Origin of the sequence: Brevibacterium permense (genome assembly GCF_025506275.1) — a bacterium.
GTDB lineage: Bacteria > Actinomycetota > Actinomycetes > Actinomycetales > Brevibacteriaceae > Brevibacterium > Brevibacterium permense_A.
In genome coordinates, this window is the sequence record NZ_QYCP01000086.1 from 1 (window position 1) to 13,908 (window position 13,908).

Consider the following 13,908-nt stretch of genomic DNA (forward strand, 5'->3'; position numbering starts at 1 on the left):
CCGCGACCTCGCGACCGAACCCTGCCGCCCGGCCCACACCGGCGCCGGCACCCGCGCGCTCAATCGAAGCCAGCGTCACCATCGACGGTCGCACACAGATGCTGCGCCAGGGCACGAACACCTTCGGCCGATCCTCGTCGAGCTCGGACTTCGTCATCGACGATCCCGGCGTCTCACGACGTCACTTCGAGATCGTCGTCGAAGGCGACCGCGCCGTGGCCAATGACCTCGGGTCGACGAACGGCACGCTTCTGCACGGACGCAAACTGACATCGGCGACCCTGTCCGACGGCGATGTCCTCCTCGCCGGAGAGGCCGAGGTCCACTACAACGAGCGGGATGCCCAGTGAGCGAATTCACCGTCACCGTCTTCCGGTTGGCATTCTTCGTCATCCTATGGCTCTTCGTCCTCGGAGTCGCCGGAGTCCTCCGCCGCGACATCTTCGGCCCCCGGAAAGCCCGGGCCGGAAAGAAAGCTCGCCGAGGCGGCTCCAAGTCCGCCCCGCCGCCACCGTCGCGGCCGGCTCCCGCACCTCGCCCGTCGGCTGCCCCGGTCGCCCACGCTCATCCGGGCACCATCCGCATCACCGACGGCCCCTTGGCCGGGCAGACGCTGATGCTCTCGGGAGCGCCCGTGACCTTCGGCCGAGCTCCGGACAATACGATCATCATCAATGACGACTTCGCCTCCAGCCATCATGCGCGGATCTCGGCGAAGAACGGAGCCTGGATGCTCGAAGACCTCGGGTCGACGAACGGCACCATCGTCGACGGCTCGCGCATGACCGGGCCCATCCAGTTGGCCATCGGCACCCGGATCACCATCGGACATACGACCCTGGAGACCCAATCGTGACGACCGGCGGTACCATCACTCTCCGTTCGGCAGCCCGGTCTCATACCGGGCTGGTTCGTAAAAACAACCAGGACTCCGGCTACGCGGGACCCAATTTCCTGCTCATCGCCGACGGAATGGGCGGTCACGCCGGCGGAGACGTCGCCTCGGCGATCACCGTGTCCCGCTTGGCCGAACTCGATCACGAGCCCGGAGGCGAGGACGCCCTCGAAATCCTGCGGACCTCGATCCTCGAGGCCAATGACCGCATCTGCCGCGGCGTCGGCGAACAGCCCGAACTCGCAGGAATGGGCACCACCGTCACCGCCGTGCTGCGCGCTCCCGGCAACCGCTTCGCTCTCGCCCATATCGGAGACTCCCGCGGCTATGTGCTCCGCGATGACAGACTCCAGCCGATCACCCACGACCACACGTTCGTGCAGATGCTCGTCGACGAAGGCCGGATCACCGCCGAGGAGGCCGAGACACACCCGCAGCGCTCGGTCGTGATGAAGGTCCTCGGCGATGTCGGGGCCTCCCCCGACCTCGACCTGTCCCTGCGTGAGGCCCAGGTCGGCGACCGTTGGATGCTGTGCTCGGACGGTCTGACCGGATTCGCCGATATCGACGACATCACCCGCGTACTCAAAGAGGTGGCTGACCCCGACGAGGCCTGCCGTCAGCTCATCGACCTGGCGCTGGCCGGCGGCGGAGCCGACAATGTCACCGTCGTCGTCGGCGACGTTCTCGAAGGCGAGGTCGAGACCACCGAAGGCGTGTCCGTCGGCTCCGTCCACCTCAACCCCCGCTACGCCGCGATCGGTGCGAACCCCGACGCCGAGGCGGCCGTGGACACCGAAGCCCATGCGACCTTCGCCGAGGACGACGTGTCCGCCGACACCGCACCGATCCAGACCGTGGACGGCGAGGACGTCGGAGCACGGGACGGAACCACTCAGCAGCTGCGGACGAACACCGCGGCAGACGAGGAGGCCGACCTCGACGATGAGGTCGAGAAAAGGTCCTACCTCGGATGGATAATCACCGCCATCGTGATCGTCGCGCTGGCCATCGGCGGATTCTTCGCCTACAACTACGTCAGCCACCAGTACTATGTCGCCGATGACGACGGCAAGGTCTCCCTCTATCGCGGTCTTGACACGACGCTCGGGCCCATCGAACTCAGCCGCCTCGTCGACACCACGGACATCGAGGTCGGCAGCCTCAACAGCTACTCCCAGGACCGTCTGCGCGGATCGATACCCGCCGGGTCACGCGATGAGGCCGATCGCATCATCGACAATCTGCGCAAGGAATCCGATCGCTCCTCCGGCATGTCCGGCGATGTCGAAGACTCGACGAGTCCGAGCGACCCGGCCCCCTCACCTCCGGATTCGAAGTCTGCCGACCCCAGTGACGCCATCACCCGGGAGTCGCAGTGATGAACCAGGCTCCCTCGCAGACCGCGCGCCCCAGAACCTACCGGTTGGCCGAGCTCGGTCTCCTGATCCTGGCTATTGCCGTCGCCACCACCGCATACGCCCTAGTCGGCCTCGGCGTCGAAGACACCATCCCGGCCAATGTCTACGGCTATGCCGCATGGCTGGCGGCCCTCGGCGTCATCCTCCACATCATCGTGTGGATCAAGGCGAAATACGCCGATCCAGTGCTCGTGCCGATCGCGGTGCTGCTCAACGGCCTCGGCCTGGCCATGATCTACCGCGTCGATCTCGGCCGCGACGAATACCTCGGTTCGGCGATGACCCAGCTGGTGTGGATGACACTCGGCGTGGGCCTGGCCATCGCCGTGATCTTCGTCGTCCGCGACCACCGCTGGCTGCGCCGCTACACCTATGTCTCGGGCTTCGCCGCCCTGGTCTTCCTTCTGCTGCCGCTCATCCCCGGCATCGGCAAGACCATCAACGGCGCCCGGATCTGGATCGGCGTCGGCTCTCTGTCCTTCCAGCCCGGCGAGATCGCGAAGATCCTGCTGGCCATCTTCTTCGCCGGCTACCTCGTCACCTACAAGGACCAGCTCGTCGCCGCCGGGCCGAAGATCCTCGGCATCCGGTTCCCCCGTCTGCGCGACTTCGGACCCATCGTCGTCGCCTGGGTCGCCAGCGTGGGCGTGCTCGTCTTCGAACGCGACCTCGGCACCTCGCTGCTCTTCTTCGGCCTCTTCGTCGCCATGCTCTACGTGGCTACCTCGAAGGTTTCGTGGATCATCCTCGGCCTCGGGTTCTTCTCCGCGGGCGCGGTTGCGGCGACCTTCCTCTTCTCCCACGTGGGACAGCGTGTGTCCGGTTGGCTCAATGCGCTGACCGCCGAGGAGTACAACAAGACTCCCGGTGGTTCCTACCAGCTCGTGCAGGGCCTGTTCGGCATGTCCAATGGCGGACTCATCGGCACCGGCTTCGGTGAGGGCCGACCGAATATGGTCCCCTACGCCGAATCCGACTTCATCTACGCCAGCTTCGGAGAGGAGATCGGACTGGCCGGACTCTTCGTCATCCTGCTGTGCTACCTCTTCATCTTCCAGCGCGGAATCCGCACCGCTCAGCAGCTGCGTGACGGCTTCGGCACTCTGCTGGCCACGGGACTGTCGTTCACGATCGCCCTGCAGGTCTTCGTCGTCGTCGGCGGCGTTACGCGCCTCATCCCGCTGACGGGTCTGACCACGCCGTTCCTCGCACAGGGCGGTTCCTCGCTCATCGCGAACTGGATGATCATCGGCCTGCTGCTGCGGATCTCGGACAATGCCAGGCGCCCCGTGGAGGAATTCCACACCGGAGTGCTCAGAATCACCGAGGATTCCGAACCCGTTCCCGCGGTTGCTCGCGCCAACGATACGCCCTCATCGGCGCTCACCGTCGACGAGGATGCCCCCACGACGAACCTGCCGCCGGCGGACTCCCGCGTGTTCGATGGCGAAGCCCCGACCACGAATCTGCCACCCGCGGGCGCACGGCCCCGCGGCCAGGCACCGAACGACACCGATGCCACCGACCAACGACCCACCGGAGGTGAACGATGAAGAAGCCATTGACGCATATCGCCGTCGTCGGATTCGTCATGTTCGCGCTCCTGTTCGGGTCGACGAGCTGGGTGCAGTACGTGACCGCGGATTCGCTGAACAACAATCCGCTGAACAACCGGCGGATCCTCGACCAGTTGGCTCGTGATCGCGGTCCGATCCTCGTCGACGGCACACCGATCGCCTATTCGGAGCCCGTCGACGACAAGTACAAGTACCAGCGCAAATACGGTTCGGACAACCTCGATCCGCGCGCCTACGCCTCGCTGACCGGCTACTATTCCGTTGTGTCCGGCGCCTCGGGGATGGAGCGCGCCGCCGGCGATTACCTCTCCGGCGATTCCGACGCCCTGTTCTATGACAAGGTCGGCAGCTTCTTCACCGGTGAGCAGCCGCGCGGCGCCGCCGTCGAGCTGACGATCGACCCGAAGGTGCAGCAGGCCGCGTGGGACGGGCTGGGCAACCAGAACGGCGCCGCCGTGGCTCTCGACCCGAAGACCGGGAAGATCCTGGCCATGGCCTCGACCCCGGGCTGGGACCCCAATGCCCTGGCCAGCCACGACTCGACCGAAGCCAGCCAGGCCTTCAAGAACCTCGAAGCCGCCGACGGAAAGCCCGCCTACAACCGCGCTATCGGCGGCAACCTGTACCCGCCCGGCTCGACGTTCAAGGTCCTCGTCGCCGCGGCCGCCCTGGAATCAGGCGACTACGAGCCCGATTCCCAGCTCAACGGACCCGCCACGCTCGATCTGCCGCAGACGACGGCCACGATCGGCAACTCGCATCCCGGTGCCTGCCGCAACGGGGGCAAGCCGACGCTGGCCGATTCGCTCGCCGAATCCTGCAACACCTCATTCGCCTCCTTGGGAATGGACCTCGGAGAAGACGCAATCGCGAAGCAGGCCGAGAAGTTCGGCTTCGGCGAGGATCTCGAGATCCCTCTCAATGTCACCCCGTCCTCGTTCCCGTCCGACCTCAATCCGCCGCAGCTGGCTCAGTCCTCCCTCGGTCAGTACGAGGTCAGGTCGACTCCGCTGCAGATGGCGATGATGACCGCGGGAATCGCCAACGGCGGCAAGATGATGAAGCCCCAGCTCGTCGACAGGGTGCTCAATGCGAACACCCTCGAGCCGATCTCCGAGACCCGCCCGAGCCAGATGTCCCGCCCCGTGTCCGGAGATACGGCCGACAAGCTCACCGACATGATGACCGGTGTGGTCGAGAACGGCACCGCCTCGGTGGCGAAGATGGGCGATACGAAGGTCGCAGCGAAGACCGGCACCGCCCAGCATGCCAAGGGCGCGGCACCCCATGCCTGGTTCATCTCCTTCGCCCCCGCCGACGACCCTCAGGTCGCGGTCGCGGTCGTAGTCGAGAACGGTGGAAACGCGGGCAATGAAGCTTATGGTGCGACGGTCGCAGGACCGATCGCGAAGAACATGATGGAAGCGGTGGTCGAGAAATGAGACCCGTCGAAGGCACCCTGTTGGGCAACCGTTACAAACTCACCTCCCGCATCGCCGTCGGCGGCATGGGCGAGGTCTGGAAGGGTGTGGACTCCGTGCTCGGCCGCGAGGTCGCGGCGAAGATCCTCAAGGACGAGTACCTCTCCGAATCGACCTTCCTCGCCCGGTTCCGTGCTGAAGCCCAGAACATGGGCCGAGTCTCCGACCCGGGAATCGCCGGCGTCTACGACTACGGTGACGAGCAGGGTTCGCCCTACCTCGTCATGGAATACGTGCCCGGTGAAGCTCTGTCGGCCATCATCGAGCGCAGTGCTCCCCTGTCCGAGACCGATACGCTCTCCATCGTCACACAGGCCGCTCAGGCCCTCGGCGCCGCACACAAGGTGGGCGTCATCCACCGTGACATCAAGCCCGGCAACATCCTCATGACCCCGGACTTCCGGGTCAAGATCACGGACTTCGGCATCGCCCGAGTCACCGATCAGGCACCGCTGACGAAGACCGGGCAGGTCATGGGCACCGCCCAGTACCTCGCCCCCGAACAGGCCACCGGAAAGGGTTCGGGACCCGGTTCCGACCTCTATGCTCTGGGCATCATCGCCTATGAGGCCCTGGCCGGCCAGCGTCCGTTCACCGGAGACTCACAGGTGGCCATCGCCATCGCCCAGGTCAATCAGCAGCATCCGCCGCTGCCGGACACGGTCTCCGAACCGCTGCGCCGCTTCGTCGACTGCCTGCTGGAGAAGAAGCCCGAACGCCGTCCCTCCGATGCCTTCAAGGTCGCCAAGGCCGCCGAGGCGCTCTCGGCCGGGGACATCGCCGGCGCCGAGGAGCTCGTGCCGCAGATGCGGCACGGAGCCGCGGCGTCCGAAGCTCTGACCCAGGTCTTCAACAACCCGGAACCGGCAGCAACGACGAAGACCCTGCCCGTCACCTCCTCGAACGATGCGACCCAGGTGTACCCGAACGGTGCCGCCGGAATCGTCGGCGCTGGTGCCGCCGGTGCCGGAGCCGCCTCGGCGAACTCGGGACAGATCGATCCCAACGATCCGCAGAATCAGGATCTGGAAAAGGACAAGCAGTCGAACAAGGGCCGCGTCCTCATCTGGATCCTTGCGATCATCGCCCTCATCGCGGTCGGTTCCCTGTTGTGGTTCTTCCTCGGCGGAGGCAATGCCGAACCCGAACCGGAACCGTCGACCTCGGCCCCCACCTCGGAGGCGGCGAAGACGATCGAGATCGATAAGAACGATTACATCGGACTCACGGAATCCTCGGCGACGCAGAACCTCGAGAACAAGGGACTCGAGGTCGAGACGACCGACATCAACTCGGATCGGGCGGCCGGAACCGTCGCAGACGTCGGCGAGGGCGACAACGGTTACACCTTCGAAGAGGGTGACACCGTGACCCTCTACATCTCCGCCGGTCCCGCCGAGCAGCCCGAAGAACCGGCCTCGGACTCCGGATCCGATTCGGGTCTGGGCAATGACTCGGAGTCGAGCTCGAATTCCGGTTCCTCATCCGATTCGCAGGATCAGGGTTCGAACTCCGGTGACAACGGTTCGTCCTCCGATCAGGAATCCTCGAGCTCGTCGAGTTCGTCGTCGGACTCCGAGACCTCGAGCGAATCGGACTCCACGTCGTCGACGGACACGTCAGGCGAGTCGGAAACCTCGGGATCGACCGATTCGGCCGACACCTCCGGCAGCTCCAACCCGAACAGCGGCAACGACGGGGCGGGCAGCAATCCGGGCTCGGCGAGCAGCTCGGAGGCCGGCGGCAACCAGAACGGAAACAACGGCAATGACTAGACAGTGATCGATACAGAGCATCGATTAAGAGAAGCGAAGAGTTTGAGATACTGAAACTCGACCCGGTTCAGGTGAGAATGAAGCCTGAAGCTCGGGTGAGACAAGCGGAGGACATACATGAGTGAACCCAAGGTGCTGTCGGGGCGTTACGAAGTTCGTGCGCTCCTCGGCCGTGGGGGCATGGCAGAAGTGCATGAGGGCGTCGACAATCGCCTCGGCCGTCGCGTGGCCATCAAACTTCTGCGCTCCGATCTCGCCCGCGATCCGTCGTTCCACACCCGCCTCAAGCGCGAGGCCCAGTCCGCGGCCGGTCTCAACCATCCCGGGATCGTCTCCGTCTATGACTCCGGCGAAGAGGAATTCGTCGAATCCGGCGGCTCGTCGGTGTCCGTCCCGTTCATCGTCATGGAATACGTCGAGGGCCAGACCCTGCGCGAAGTCCTCAACGAGCACGGCACCCTCACCGTCGACGAGGCGCTCAACGTCATCGCCGGGGTCCTGGCTCCGCTCGAATACTCCCACCGCAACGGCATCGTCCACCGCGACATCAAACCCGCGAACGTCATGCTCACCCCTGAGGGCGACATCAAGGTCATGGACTTCGGCATCGCCCGAGCGCTCAAGGACAATTCGGGACTGACGCAGACCCAGTCGGTGGTGGGCACCGCCCAGTATCTCTCCCCCGAGCAGGCCCGCGGCGAAGTCGTCGACGCCCGTTCCGACCTGTACTCGACCGCCTGCCTGCTCTACGAGCTGCTGGCCGGTCGTCCCCCTTTCGTCGGCGACTCCCAGCTGGCCGTGGCCTACCAGCACGTGGGAGAGACTCCTCAGCCGCCGAGCTTCTATAACTCGAACATCCCACCGGCCGTCGACCGGCTCCTCCTCCACGCTCTGCTCAAGGACCGCGACGCCCGCTACCAGGACGCCTACACCTTCCGCGAGGACGTGCTCGCCGCCCGCGACGGCCGTCCCATGAGCTTCGAGGACGGTGTCGAGGCCACGCAGGCGTATCCGATGATGGCCCCGCCCATGACCGCTCCGCTGGCTCATGCCAACGAGGCCGAGCCCACTCCCGAAACCGGGCCCGTATCGGCGATCATGACCAATCAGGAGGAACGTCCGCCGCAGAAGCGGTCGCGCGCCTGGGTCTGGATCGGCAGCATCTTCGTCCTCCTCGCGCTGGCCGCCGTGGCCCTGTGGGTCTATGAGATCAACAAGCCGCCTGAGGTCATCGAGGTCCAAGTCACGGATGTGGCGAACATGGACGCCGATGAGGCCGAATCCGCGCTCATCCAACAGGGTCTGCGAGTCGACCGCGACGAGAAATACAGCGCAGAAGTCGATGAGGGCAAGGCGATCGAGACCGATCCTCCCGGAGGTCAGACCGTGGAGAAGGACAGCGTCGTCAAGCTGATCATCTCCTCGGGCCCCGAGTCAGTGAAGGTCCCCGACGTCTCCGGCAAGACCGAGGAGCAGGCGCGGAAGATCATCAACGACGCGAAGCTGCAGGCCGGCACCCATATCTCCCAGAACTCCCCGGACGTGGAGAAGGGCGTGGTCATCGAGACCAAGCCCGGCGACGGTCAGGAGGTCGATGTCGATTCGAACGTCGATCTCGTCGTCTCCTCGGGCATGGTCGAGGTCCCCGATGTCACCGGCCAGACCGCCGAGGAGGCCTGCCAGACGCTCGAGGGCGATGAGTACCAGCTCACGTGCAAGACCGAAGAGGTCGAGACCGACGAACACAATGAGAAGAAGGTCTTCGAACAGTCCGCGACCGGCGGAAGCGAGGTCAAGCAGGGCTCGGAGATCACCGTGAAGGTGGCCAAGAAGCCGCCGGAGCCGTCTCCCTCGATCCCCTCGATCCCCGGTGGCATCCCGACCGCTCCCGGTGACGACGGCGGCAGTGACAGCGGAGACGACGAGAAAGACAAGAAGGACAAGGATAAGAAGGACAAGGACTCGATGGGCGGAGGGCTCTTCGACAACTGGTCCGAAGGCATAATCGGCAACTGAGCGCCATGGTCCTCGAACGCACAGCGGTCGGGTCAGTCTTCGACTGGCCCGGCCGCTGCGTCGGTGTTTCTCATTCCAAGGTGAGGAACAGGTCGGTGCGCATATCGGCGGGGTCCTCCTCGGGGCTGGGCTCGGTGACATAGAGTTCGATGAACGGCAACCCCGGATGGTGACCGGCCGCCATCACGTCCTTGAGCAGCTGCGCCCAGGATTCACCGAGCCCGTCATATCCGCCGAGATGGCTGCGCACGGCCATGGATCCGCCGGGCAGCTCCGCAGGGATGACGAGTCGACCGCCGGCGATCGGCTGCGCACTCTTCAGCCCCGCCGAGGTGGGGATACCGACCTGCAGATCCACCGTTTCGCTCGGCTGTCGAGTGTAGAGGGCGAAAGCCGGTCCCGCGGGTTGGAGGCCCGCTTCGGAGAGCACGGGGAAGAGACCGGAGAACGAGGCGTCGAAGAGTTCCGGCAGGTCTGACATGTGCACTTCACGCGCCTCGACCACCGCCGCCGGAGTGGCAGGGACCTCGATGACGGTGAGTTCGGTGAACGGTTCGTCGCGCAGATAGGTCGGCTCTGACATCGTCGGTGTCTCCTGTTCGTCGGCAGTGCACGGCTCCTGAGGCCATGCACGGATCCCGGCGCGGATTCGGATCATCTGAGCACAGGGATCACTGTGCTCACGATCATAACGATGGGCCGCCTCGGCGAGAACCCTGAGAACAGGGATCGGCGGGAATTCTCAGGCGATCGCGGTCGCCAGCGGCGACATGCCCGCCGCCGCCTGGGCGGCGCCTTCGAGACCGCACACCTCAAGCCAGTTGCCGAGCATGAGGTAGCCGCATTCCGTGAGCACGGATTCGGGGTGGAACTGGACGCCGAACAGGGGCTTCTCCCGATGTTCGATGGCCATGACGATGCCGTCGTCGGTGCGGGCGGTGACGGCGAACTTCTCGAGGTCGAGGGTCTCGTCGACGATCGCCAGCGAATGGTAGCGGGTGACTGTCAGCGGGCTCGGACAGCCGAAGAAGATGCCTTCGCCGTCGTGGGTGATGACCGAGGTCTTGCCGTGCATGAGCACGGGAGAGTGGGTGACCTCGGCGCCGAACACCTCGCCGAGTGCCTGATGGCCCAGGCAGACGCCGAACACGGGCATGCCGGCCGTCTCCGCCCAGGACAGAAGGGGCGGGCAGACCCCGGATTCTGCGGGCACGCCGGGGCCCGGGGACAGGAGCACGCCGTCGTAGGCGCTCACGGTCTCAGCGATCGCGGAGGCGGGGATGTCGTCGTTGCGGACGACGTCGACATCCGCGCCGAGCTCACGCAGATAGGACACGAGCGTGTAGACGAAGCTGTCGTAGTTGTCGATGACGAGGATCTTTGTCATTGTCCGCCTTCGGTCACTGTGGCGTTGTTGAAGGGCATGTACGGGGCGATCACGGGGAAGACGTACTGCATGAGCAGCAGCACGACAGCCGCGATGAGGATGAGGGCGAGGATGAGCTTGACCACCCAATTGCCCGGGAGGATCCGCCAGATGAATGCGTACATATCAGGCACCGCCGTTCTTGCTGACCTTGTCATAGGCCTTCGAGTCCTTGATATTGTCCGGCGCTCCGTCGCCGGCCGGCGTCCAGTCCGTGAGTTCGGCGTAGGCGACGTAGCGCTCCCGGGCGGAGAACATCGGGTTGCAGGCCGTCATCGTCAGGATCCGGTCCTTGCCCTTGAAGTCGGGAGCGTCGGGCACGGGTGAGAGCACTTCGACGGCATCGGGGAGGATGATGTCGAAGTTGCGGAAGGTGTAGGTGTAGAAGCCGTCCTTCGTCTGGACGATGATCTCATCGCCCGGGCGCAGATTCGCGATCTGGTTGAGCGGCTTGCCGTAGGTCACGCGGTGGCCGGCGATGGAGAAGTTCCCGACTTCGCCCGGCATCGCCGAGTTCGGATAGCGGCCCACACCCATCCGGTTGAGCACGGGTTCGAGGTCGACGCCCTCGGCGACGGTGCGGTAGTAGTCGTCGCCGAAGCGCGGGATGTAGAAGATGCCGAAGGCCTCGTTCTTGCCCACAGGGTCGGAGACCACTGGTTCGTCCGGGTCGTCGGGCAGCTCGTTCGGATCCTGGTTCGCCCAGTCCTGAGTGAGTTCGTCGGCGAGCACTTCGTTGTCGCGGTTCGCCTGGATATCCGTCCACCACAGCTGCCAGACGACGAAGAGGATGAGGACGAGACCGGCCGTGATGCACAGTTCGCCGAAGGTGCGCACGGTCCCGCGGATCGGGCCCAGCGGTTCCTTCTCCACGGGCTGGCGTCGCCGCTGGCGGCGGGTCTGAGGCCGGCCCTGAGGTTGGGGTGCGGCCTGCGGTTGGCGTTGATCCTCGCCGACGTGGCCGTGCGTCTGCGGTCCACCGTGACCCTGGGGGACCGCGGGCATGGCCTGTGTAGCCTGCGCGTGCGTCGGGTGGGGCTGTTCGTAGACGGGTGGGGCGTCGGAGTAGACGGCGGTCGGTTCGCCCTGGGCTGCGGCGGCTTCGGCTTCCCTACGTCGCAGCTCGCGTCGGCTGGGCAACGGCTGATCGCCGGCGGCACCGGAACCACCTGCAGACTGATCGGCGGAGTGACCGAGCTGCTGGTCACCGTAGTCAGATGGAGCCTGCCGTCTCTGAGCAGGACGGATAGTGGGTCGCGAGGGCGGATTCACGCCCGGTTCGTTACCCGAGGAGGAACTATTCACCACTTCTGCTCCGTGACTGTCACTGCATTGTCGGGGGCCGTCGAAGAAGACAGGCGGGGACACCCCTATGCACTTTATCCTATGAGAATCATTGTTCGGGGCGCGCTCGGGGCGCTTTCAGGGTAGTCGGAGTTTTTCACTGTGACCCCCGCCCCGAGTAGACTGGTCTGCGATCGTCCCCAACCATTCATTCGGCGACCTCAACGACGGTCGGCCGACAAAGGAGTACTTGTGGCCAAGTCCAAAGGACGCCCCCAGCGCACTTCTCGCACTTCGTCGGCGGCCAAGGCGAAGCAGGCCGAAACCGCAGAAGCGGTCGAAGCGACCGAGGCCGAGGAACTCGAGACCGAATCGCTCGACACCGATGCCGCCGAGGTAGCTGACACCGAGTCGGATGCGACGGAGTCTGCTGCGGATGATCTGAAGGACGATTCCGCGAAGGACTCAGCGACCGCGGCAGCCGGGAAGAAGGACAAAGCGTCGAAGGAAGAGAAGTCGGCCACGAAGTCCGACTCGACCAAGAACGAGAAGTCGGCCAAGGATGCCAAGTCGTCGAAGACATCCGACTCGAAGGCCTCTGATTCCAAATCATCGGCCTCCAAGACAACCGGCTCGAAGAGTGCGGCCGCCAAGCGCACGTCCCGCTCGGGCAATCCCGCCAAGCGCCCGCAGGGTCGCAAGACCGCGAGCTATACCTCGACCTCGGGCCAGCAGACCATCAAACCGAACCCGAGCTGGTTCCTGCCGGTCCTCATCGGCCTCCTGCTCATCGGCCTGATCTGGCTCGTCACCTTCTACATCACCCAGGGCGCTTTCCCCGTCGAAGCGTGGGGCAACTGGAACATCCTCATCGGCTTCGCCTTCTTCGTGGCGGGTCTGATCATGTCCACACGCTGGCGGTAGCCGACCCCGGCCGCAATCGCTCCGATTGTCTGGTCGATCCGCGGTGATTCCGAGCTCTGAATCACCGCGGATCGACCAGACAATCTGCATTCACCGGTCCCCCTCGCTCCGACAGCGGCGCCCCGGTATCAACAATCCACAAGCGACGAGTTATACCCAAGCTGGGTGAGTCGCTTGTGGAAAACTTATTTTGAGCCTCTGACCAAGCTAAACACACGAGTGTAAGTTATCCACGTTGTGGATAGAGCTTGTGGACAAAGAATTTTCCACTGCAGAGTGCACACAAAACGGCTTTTGTCTGGTAGAAGCCTGATAGCACCTGTGCGACTCCGCCCAGCAGTCGAAATCGTCGCACTCTGCGACTGAGTCCAGGGGCCTCAGCCGAGTTCGGAATCCGAGCTCCGAGCTCAGGGCAGGGCTGAGAGGCTGGCCAGCTTCCACGCTCCGCCGGCCGCCAGGAGCACCACCAGACCAACCGAGGTCGACGTGAACACGAGCGTCCGTGAGCGCTGCGGCCCGAGCAGCCCCGCACAGCCGAGCACGAATCCGGTGAGCAGACCGCCGAGGTGGGACTCCCAGGACACGCCCGCGACGAGGAATCCATAGCCGAAGTTGAGCGCGACGAACACGAGCACTCCGGCGATGTTCCGGTCGAGCCGACGGGTCGGGGCCAAGAGGACACCGACGATCGCGAACACTGCGCCCGAAGCACCGATATGATGCGTCACCCAAGCGACGCTGAGGGGATCGGCCAGCAGGAGCACCACGGCCGAACCGCCCGCAGTGCCGATGATGTAGACGGTCAGGAACTTCCAATGCCCCAACGCCCGCTCGACGAAGGATCCGAAGAAGAACAGTCCGATCATGTTCGCCAGCAGGTGAAACGGTGAGGGCTCTTCGTGAACGAGGGCGACCGTGAGCACCCGCCACGGCTGTTCGAGCGTGAGTGCAGGCACGAAGCTCAGCCGGCGCAGCAGGTCGAGGCCGGGAATGAGCTCCGCGAGGAACGCCACGATGGTGACGATGAGGAGCGTGCGGGTGATCAGCGGCGGGGATGCAGAGAGGGCCCGGCCGGTTTCCCGTGCCGAGCCCTCCTCAGGTGTGTCCAT

The 13,908-nt window shown here is 64.9% G+C and carries 13 protein-coding genes; 8 read left to right on the forward strand and 5 right to left on the reverse strand.

The window, feature by feature from the left end:
- The 7 genes from D3I60_RS08925 to pknB form a co-directional block, all read left to right on the forward strand.
- Positions 1 to 350, forward strand: a 350-nt coding sequence (locus tag D3I60_RS08925; protein ID WP_262775779.1) for an FHA domain-containing protein, incomplete at its 5' end; no start/stop codon positions are given.
- Positions 347 to 856, forward strand: coding sequence for an FHA domain-containing protein FhaB/FipA (locus D3I60_RS08930; protein ID WP_262775780.1), 510 nt, complete (start codon positions 347 to 349; stop codon positions 854 to 856). The genes D3I60_RS08925 and D3I60_RS08930, both read left to right, overlap by 4 nt.
- Positions 853 to 2,277 carry a protein phosphatase 2C domain-containing protein gene (locus D3I60_RS08935; RefSeq protein WP_262775781.1) on the forward strand — a complete coding sequence of 475 codons (1,425 nt, stop codon included), beginning with the start codon at positions 853 to 855 and terminating at the stop codon, positions 2,275 to 2,277. The genes D3I60_RS08930 and D3I60_RS08935 overlap by 4 nt, the downstream gene beginning before the upstream one ends.
- Complete coding sequence (locus D3I60_RS08940) at positions 2,277 to 3,869, forward strand: FtsW/RodA/SpoVE family cell cycle protein (protein ID WP_262775782.1); 1,593 nt, start codon at positions 2,277 to 2,279, stop codon at positions 3,867 to 3,869. Before D3I60_RS08935 ends, D3I60_RS08940 begins: the two co-directional genes overlap by 1 nt.
- Positions 3,866 to 5,335 carry a peptidoglycan D,D-transpeptidase FtsI family protein gene (locus D3I60_RS08945; RefSeq protein WP_262775783.1) on the forward strand — a complete coding sequence of 490 codons (1,470 nt, stop codon included), beginning with the start codon at positions 3,866 to 3,868 and terminating at the stop codon, positions 5,333 to 5,335. Before D3I60_RS08940 ends, D3I60_RS08945 begins: the two co-directional genes overlap by 4 nt.
- A complete protein-coding gene (locus D3I60_RS08950; protein ID WP_262775784.1) occupies positions 5,332 to 7,149 on the forward strand; it encodes a protein kinase domain-containing protein in 1,818 nt (605 codons plus the stop codon). The genes D3I60_RS08945 and D3I60_RS08950 overlap by 4 nt, the downstream gene beginning before the upstream one ends.
- Positions 7,150 to 7,266: 117 nt before the next feature.
- Positions 7,267 to 9,165, forward strand: coding sequence for a Stk1 family PASTA domain-containing Ser/Thr kinase (pknB, locus tag D3I60_RS08955; RefSeq protein ID WP_262775785.1), 1,899 nt, complete (start codon positions 7,267 to 7,269; stop codon positions 9,163 to 9,165).
- A 70-nt stretch (positions 9,166 to 9,235) separates the two neighbouring features.
- On the opposite strand, the gene D3I60_RS08960 is transcribed toward pknB, so the two are convergent.
- From D3I60_RS08960 to D3I60_RS08975, 4 genes are all read right to left on the reverse strand, one after another.
- The gene (locus tag D3I60_RS08960; RefSeq protein WP_262775786.1) at positions 9,236 to 9,748 is read right to left on the reverse strand and encodes a GyrI-like domain-containing protein; all 513 of its coding nucleotides are present in this window, start codon (positions 9,746 to 9,748) and stop codon (positions 9,236 to 9,238) included.
- Positions 9,749 to 9,907: 159 nt separating this feature from the next.
- Positions 9,908 to 10,552, reverse strand: a complete 645-nt coding sequence (locus D3I60_RS08965; RefSeq protein WP_262775787.1) for an anthranilate synthase component II — start codon at positions 10,550 to 10,552, stop codon at positions 9,908 to 9,910.
- Positions 10,549 to 10,716: a hypothetical protein gene (locus D3I60_RS08970; RefSeq protein ID WP_167443994.1), complete on the reverse strand. Its 168-nt coding sequence runs from the start codon at positions 10,714 to 10,716 to the stop codon at positions 10,549 to 10,551. Before D3I60_RS08970 ends, D3I60_RS08965 begins: the two co-directional genes overlap by 4 nt.
- Before the next feature lies 1 nt (position 10,717).
- Complete coding sequence (locus D3I60_RS08975; protein ID WP_262775788.1) at positions 10,718 to 11,863, reverse strand: class E sortase; 1,146 nt, start codon at positions 11,861 to 11,863, stop codon at positions 10,718 to 10,720.
- Positions 11,864 to 12,127: 264 nt separating this feature from the next.
- Here D3I60_RS08975 and D3I60_RS08980 point away from each other — a divergent pair, with 264 nt between their 5' ends.
- A complete protein-coding gene (locus D3I60_RS08980) occupies positions 12,128 to 12,799 on the forward strand; it encodes a cell division protein CrgA (protein ID WP_262775789.1) in 672 nt (223 codons plus the stop codon).
- A gap of 407 nt (positions 12,800 to 13,206) precedes the next feature.
- On the opposite strand, the gene D3I60_RS08985 is transcribed toward D3I60_RS08980, so the two are convergent.
- Positions 13,207 to 13,908 (reverse strand): rhomboid family intramembrane serine protease, encoded by a 702-nt coding sequence (locus D3I60_RS08985; protein ID WP_262775790.1) that lies wholly within the window; start codon positions 13,906 to 13,908, stop codon positions 13,207 to 13,209.

Excerpts from the sequence above, each read along its gene's own strand:
- D3I60_RS08985 (WP_262775790.1), bottom strand. The coding sequence starts at position 13,908 with ATGGACACACCTGAGGAGGGCTCGGCACGGGAAACCGGCCGGGCCCTC.
- D3I60_RS08950 (WP_262775784.1), top strand. The coding sequence starts at position 5,332 with ATGAGACCCGTCGAAGGCACCCTGTTGGGCAACCGTTACAAACTCACC.
- D3I60_RS08970 (WP_167443994.1), bottom strand. The coding sequence starts at position 10,716 with ATGTACGCATTCATCTGGCGGATCCTCCCGGGCAATTGGGTGGTCAAG.
- D3I60_RS08940 (WP_262775782.1), top strand. The coding sequence starts at position 2,277 with ATGAACCAGGCTCCCTCGCAGACCGCGCGCCCCAGAACCTACCGGTTG.
- D3I60_RS08960 (WP_262775786.1), bottom strand. The coding sequence starts at position 9,748 with ATGTCAGAGCCGACCTATCTGCGCGACGAACCGTTCACCGAACTCACC.
- D3I60_RS08945 (WP_262775783.1), top strand. The coding sequence starts at position 3,866 with ATGAAGAAGCCATTGACGCATATCGCCGTCGTCGGATTCGTCATGTTC.
- D3I60_RS08965 (WP_262775787.1), bottom strand. The coding sequence starts at position 10,552 with ATGACAAAGATCCTCGTCATCGACAACTACGACAGCTTCGTCTACACG.
- pknB (WP_262775785.1), top strand. The coding sequence starts at position 7,267 with ATGAGTGAACCCAAGGTGCTGTCGGGGCGTTACGAAGTTCGTGCGCTC.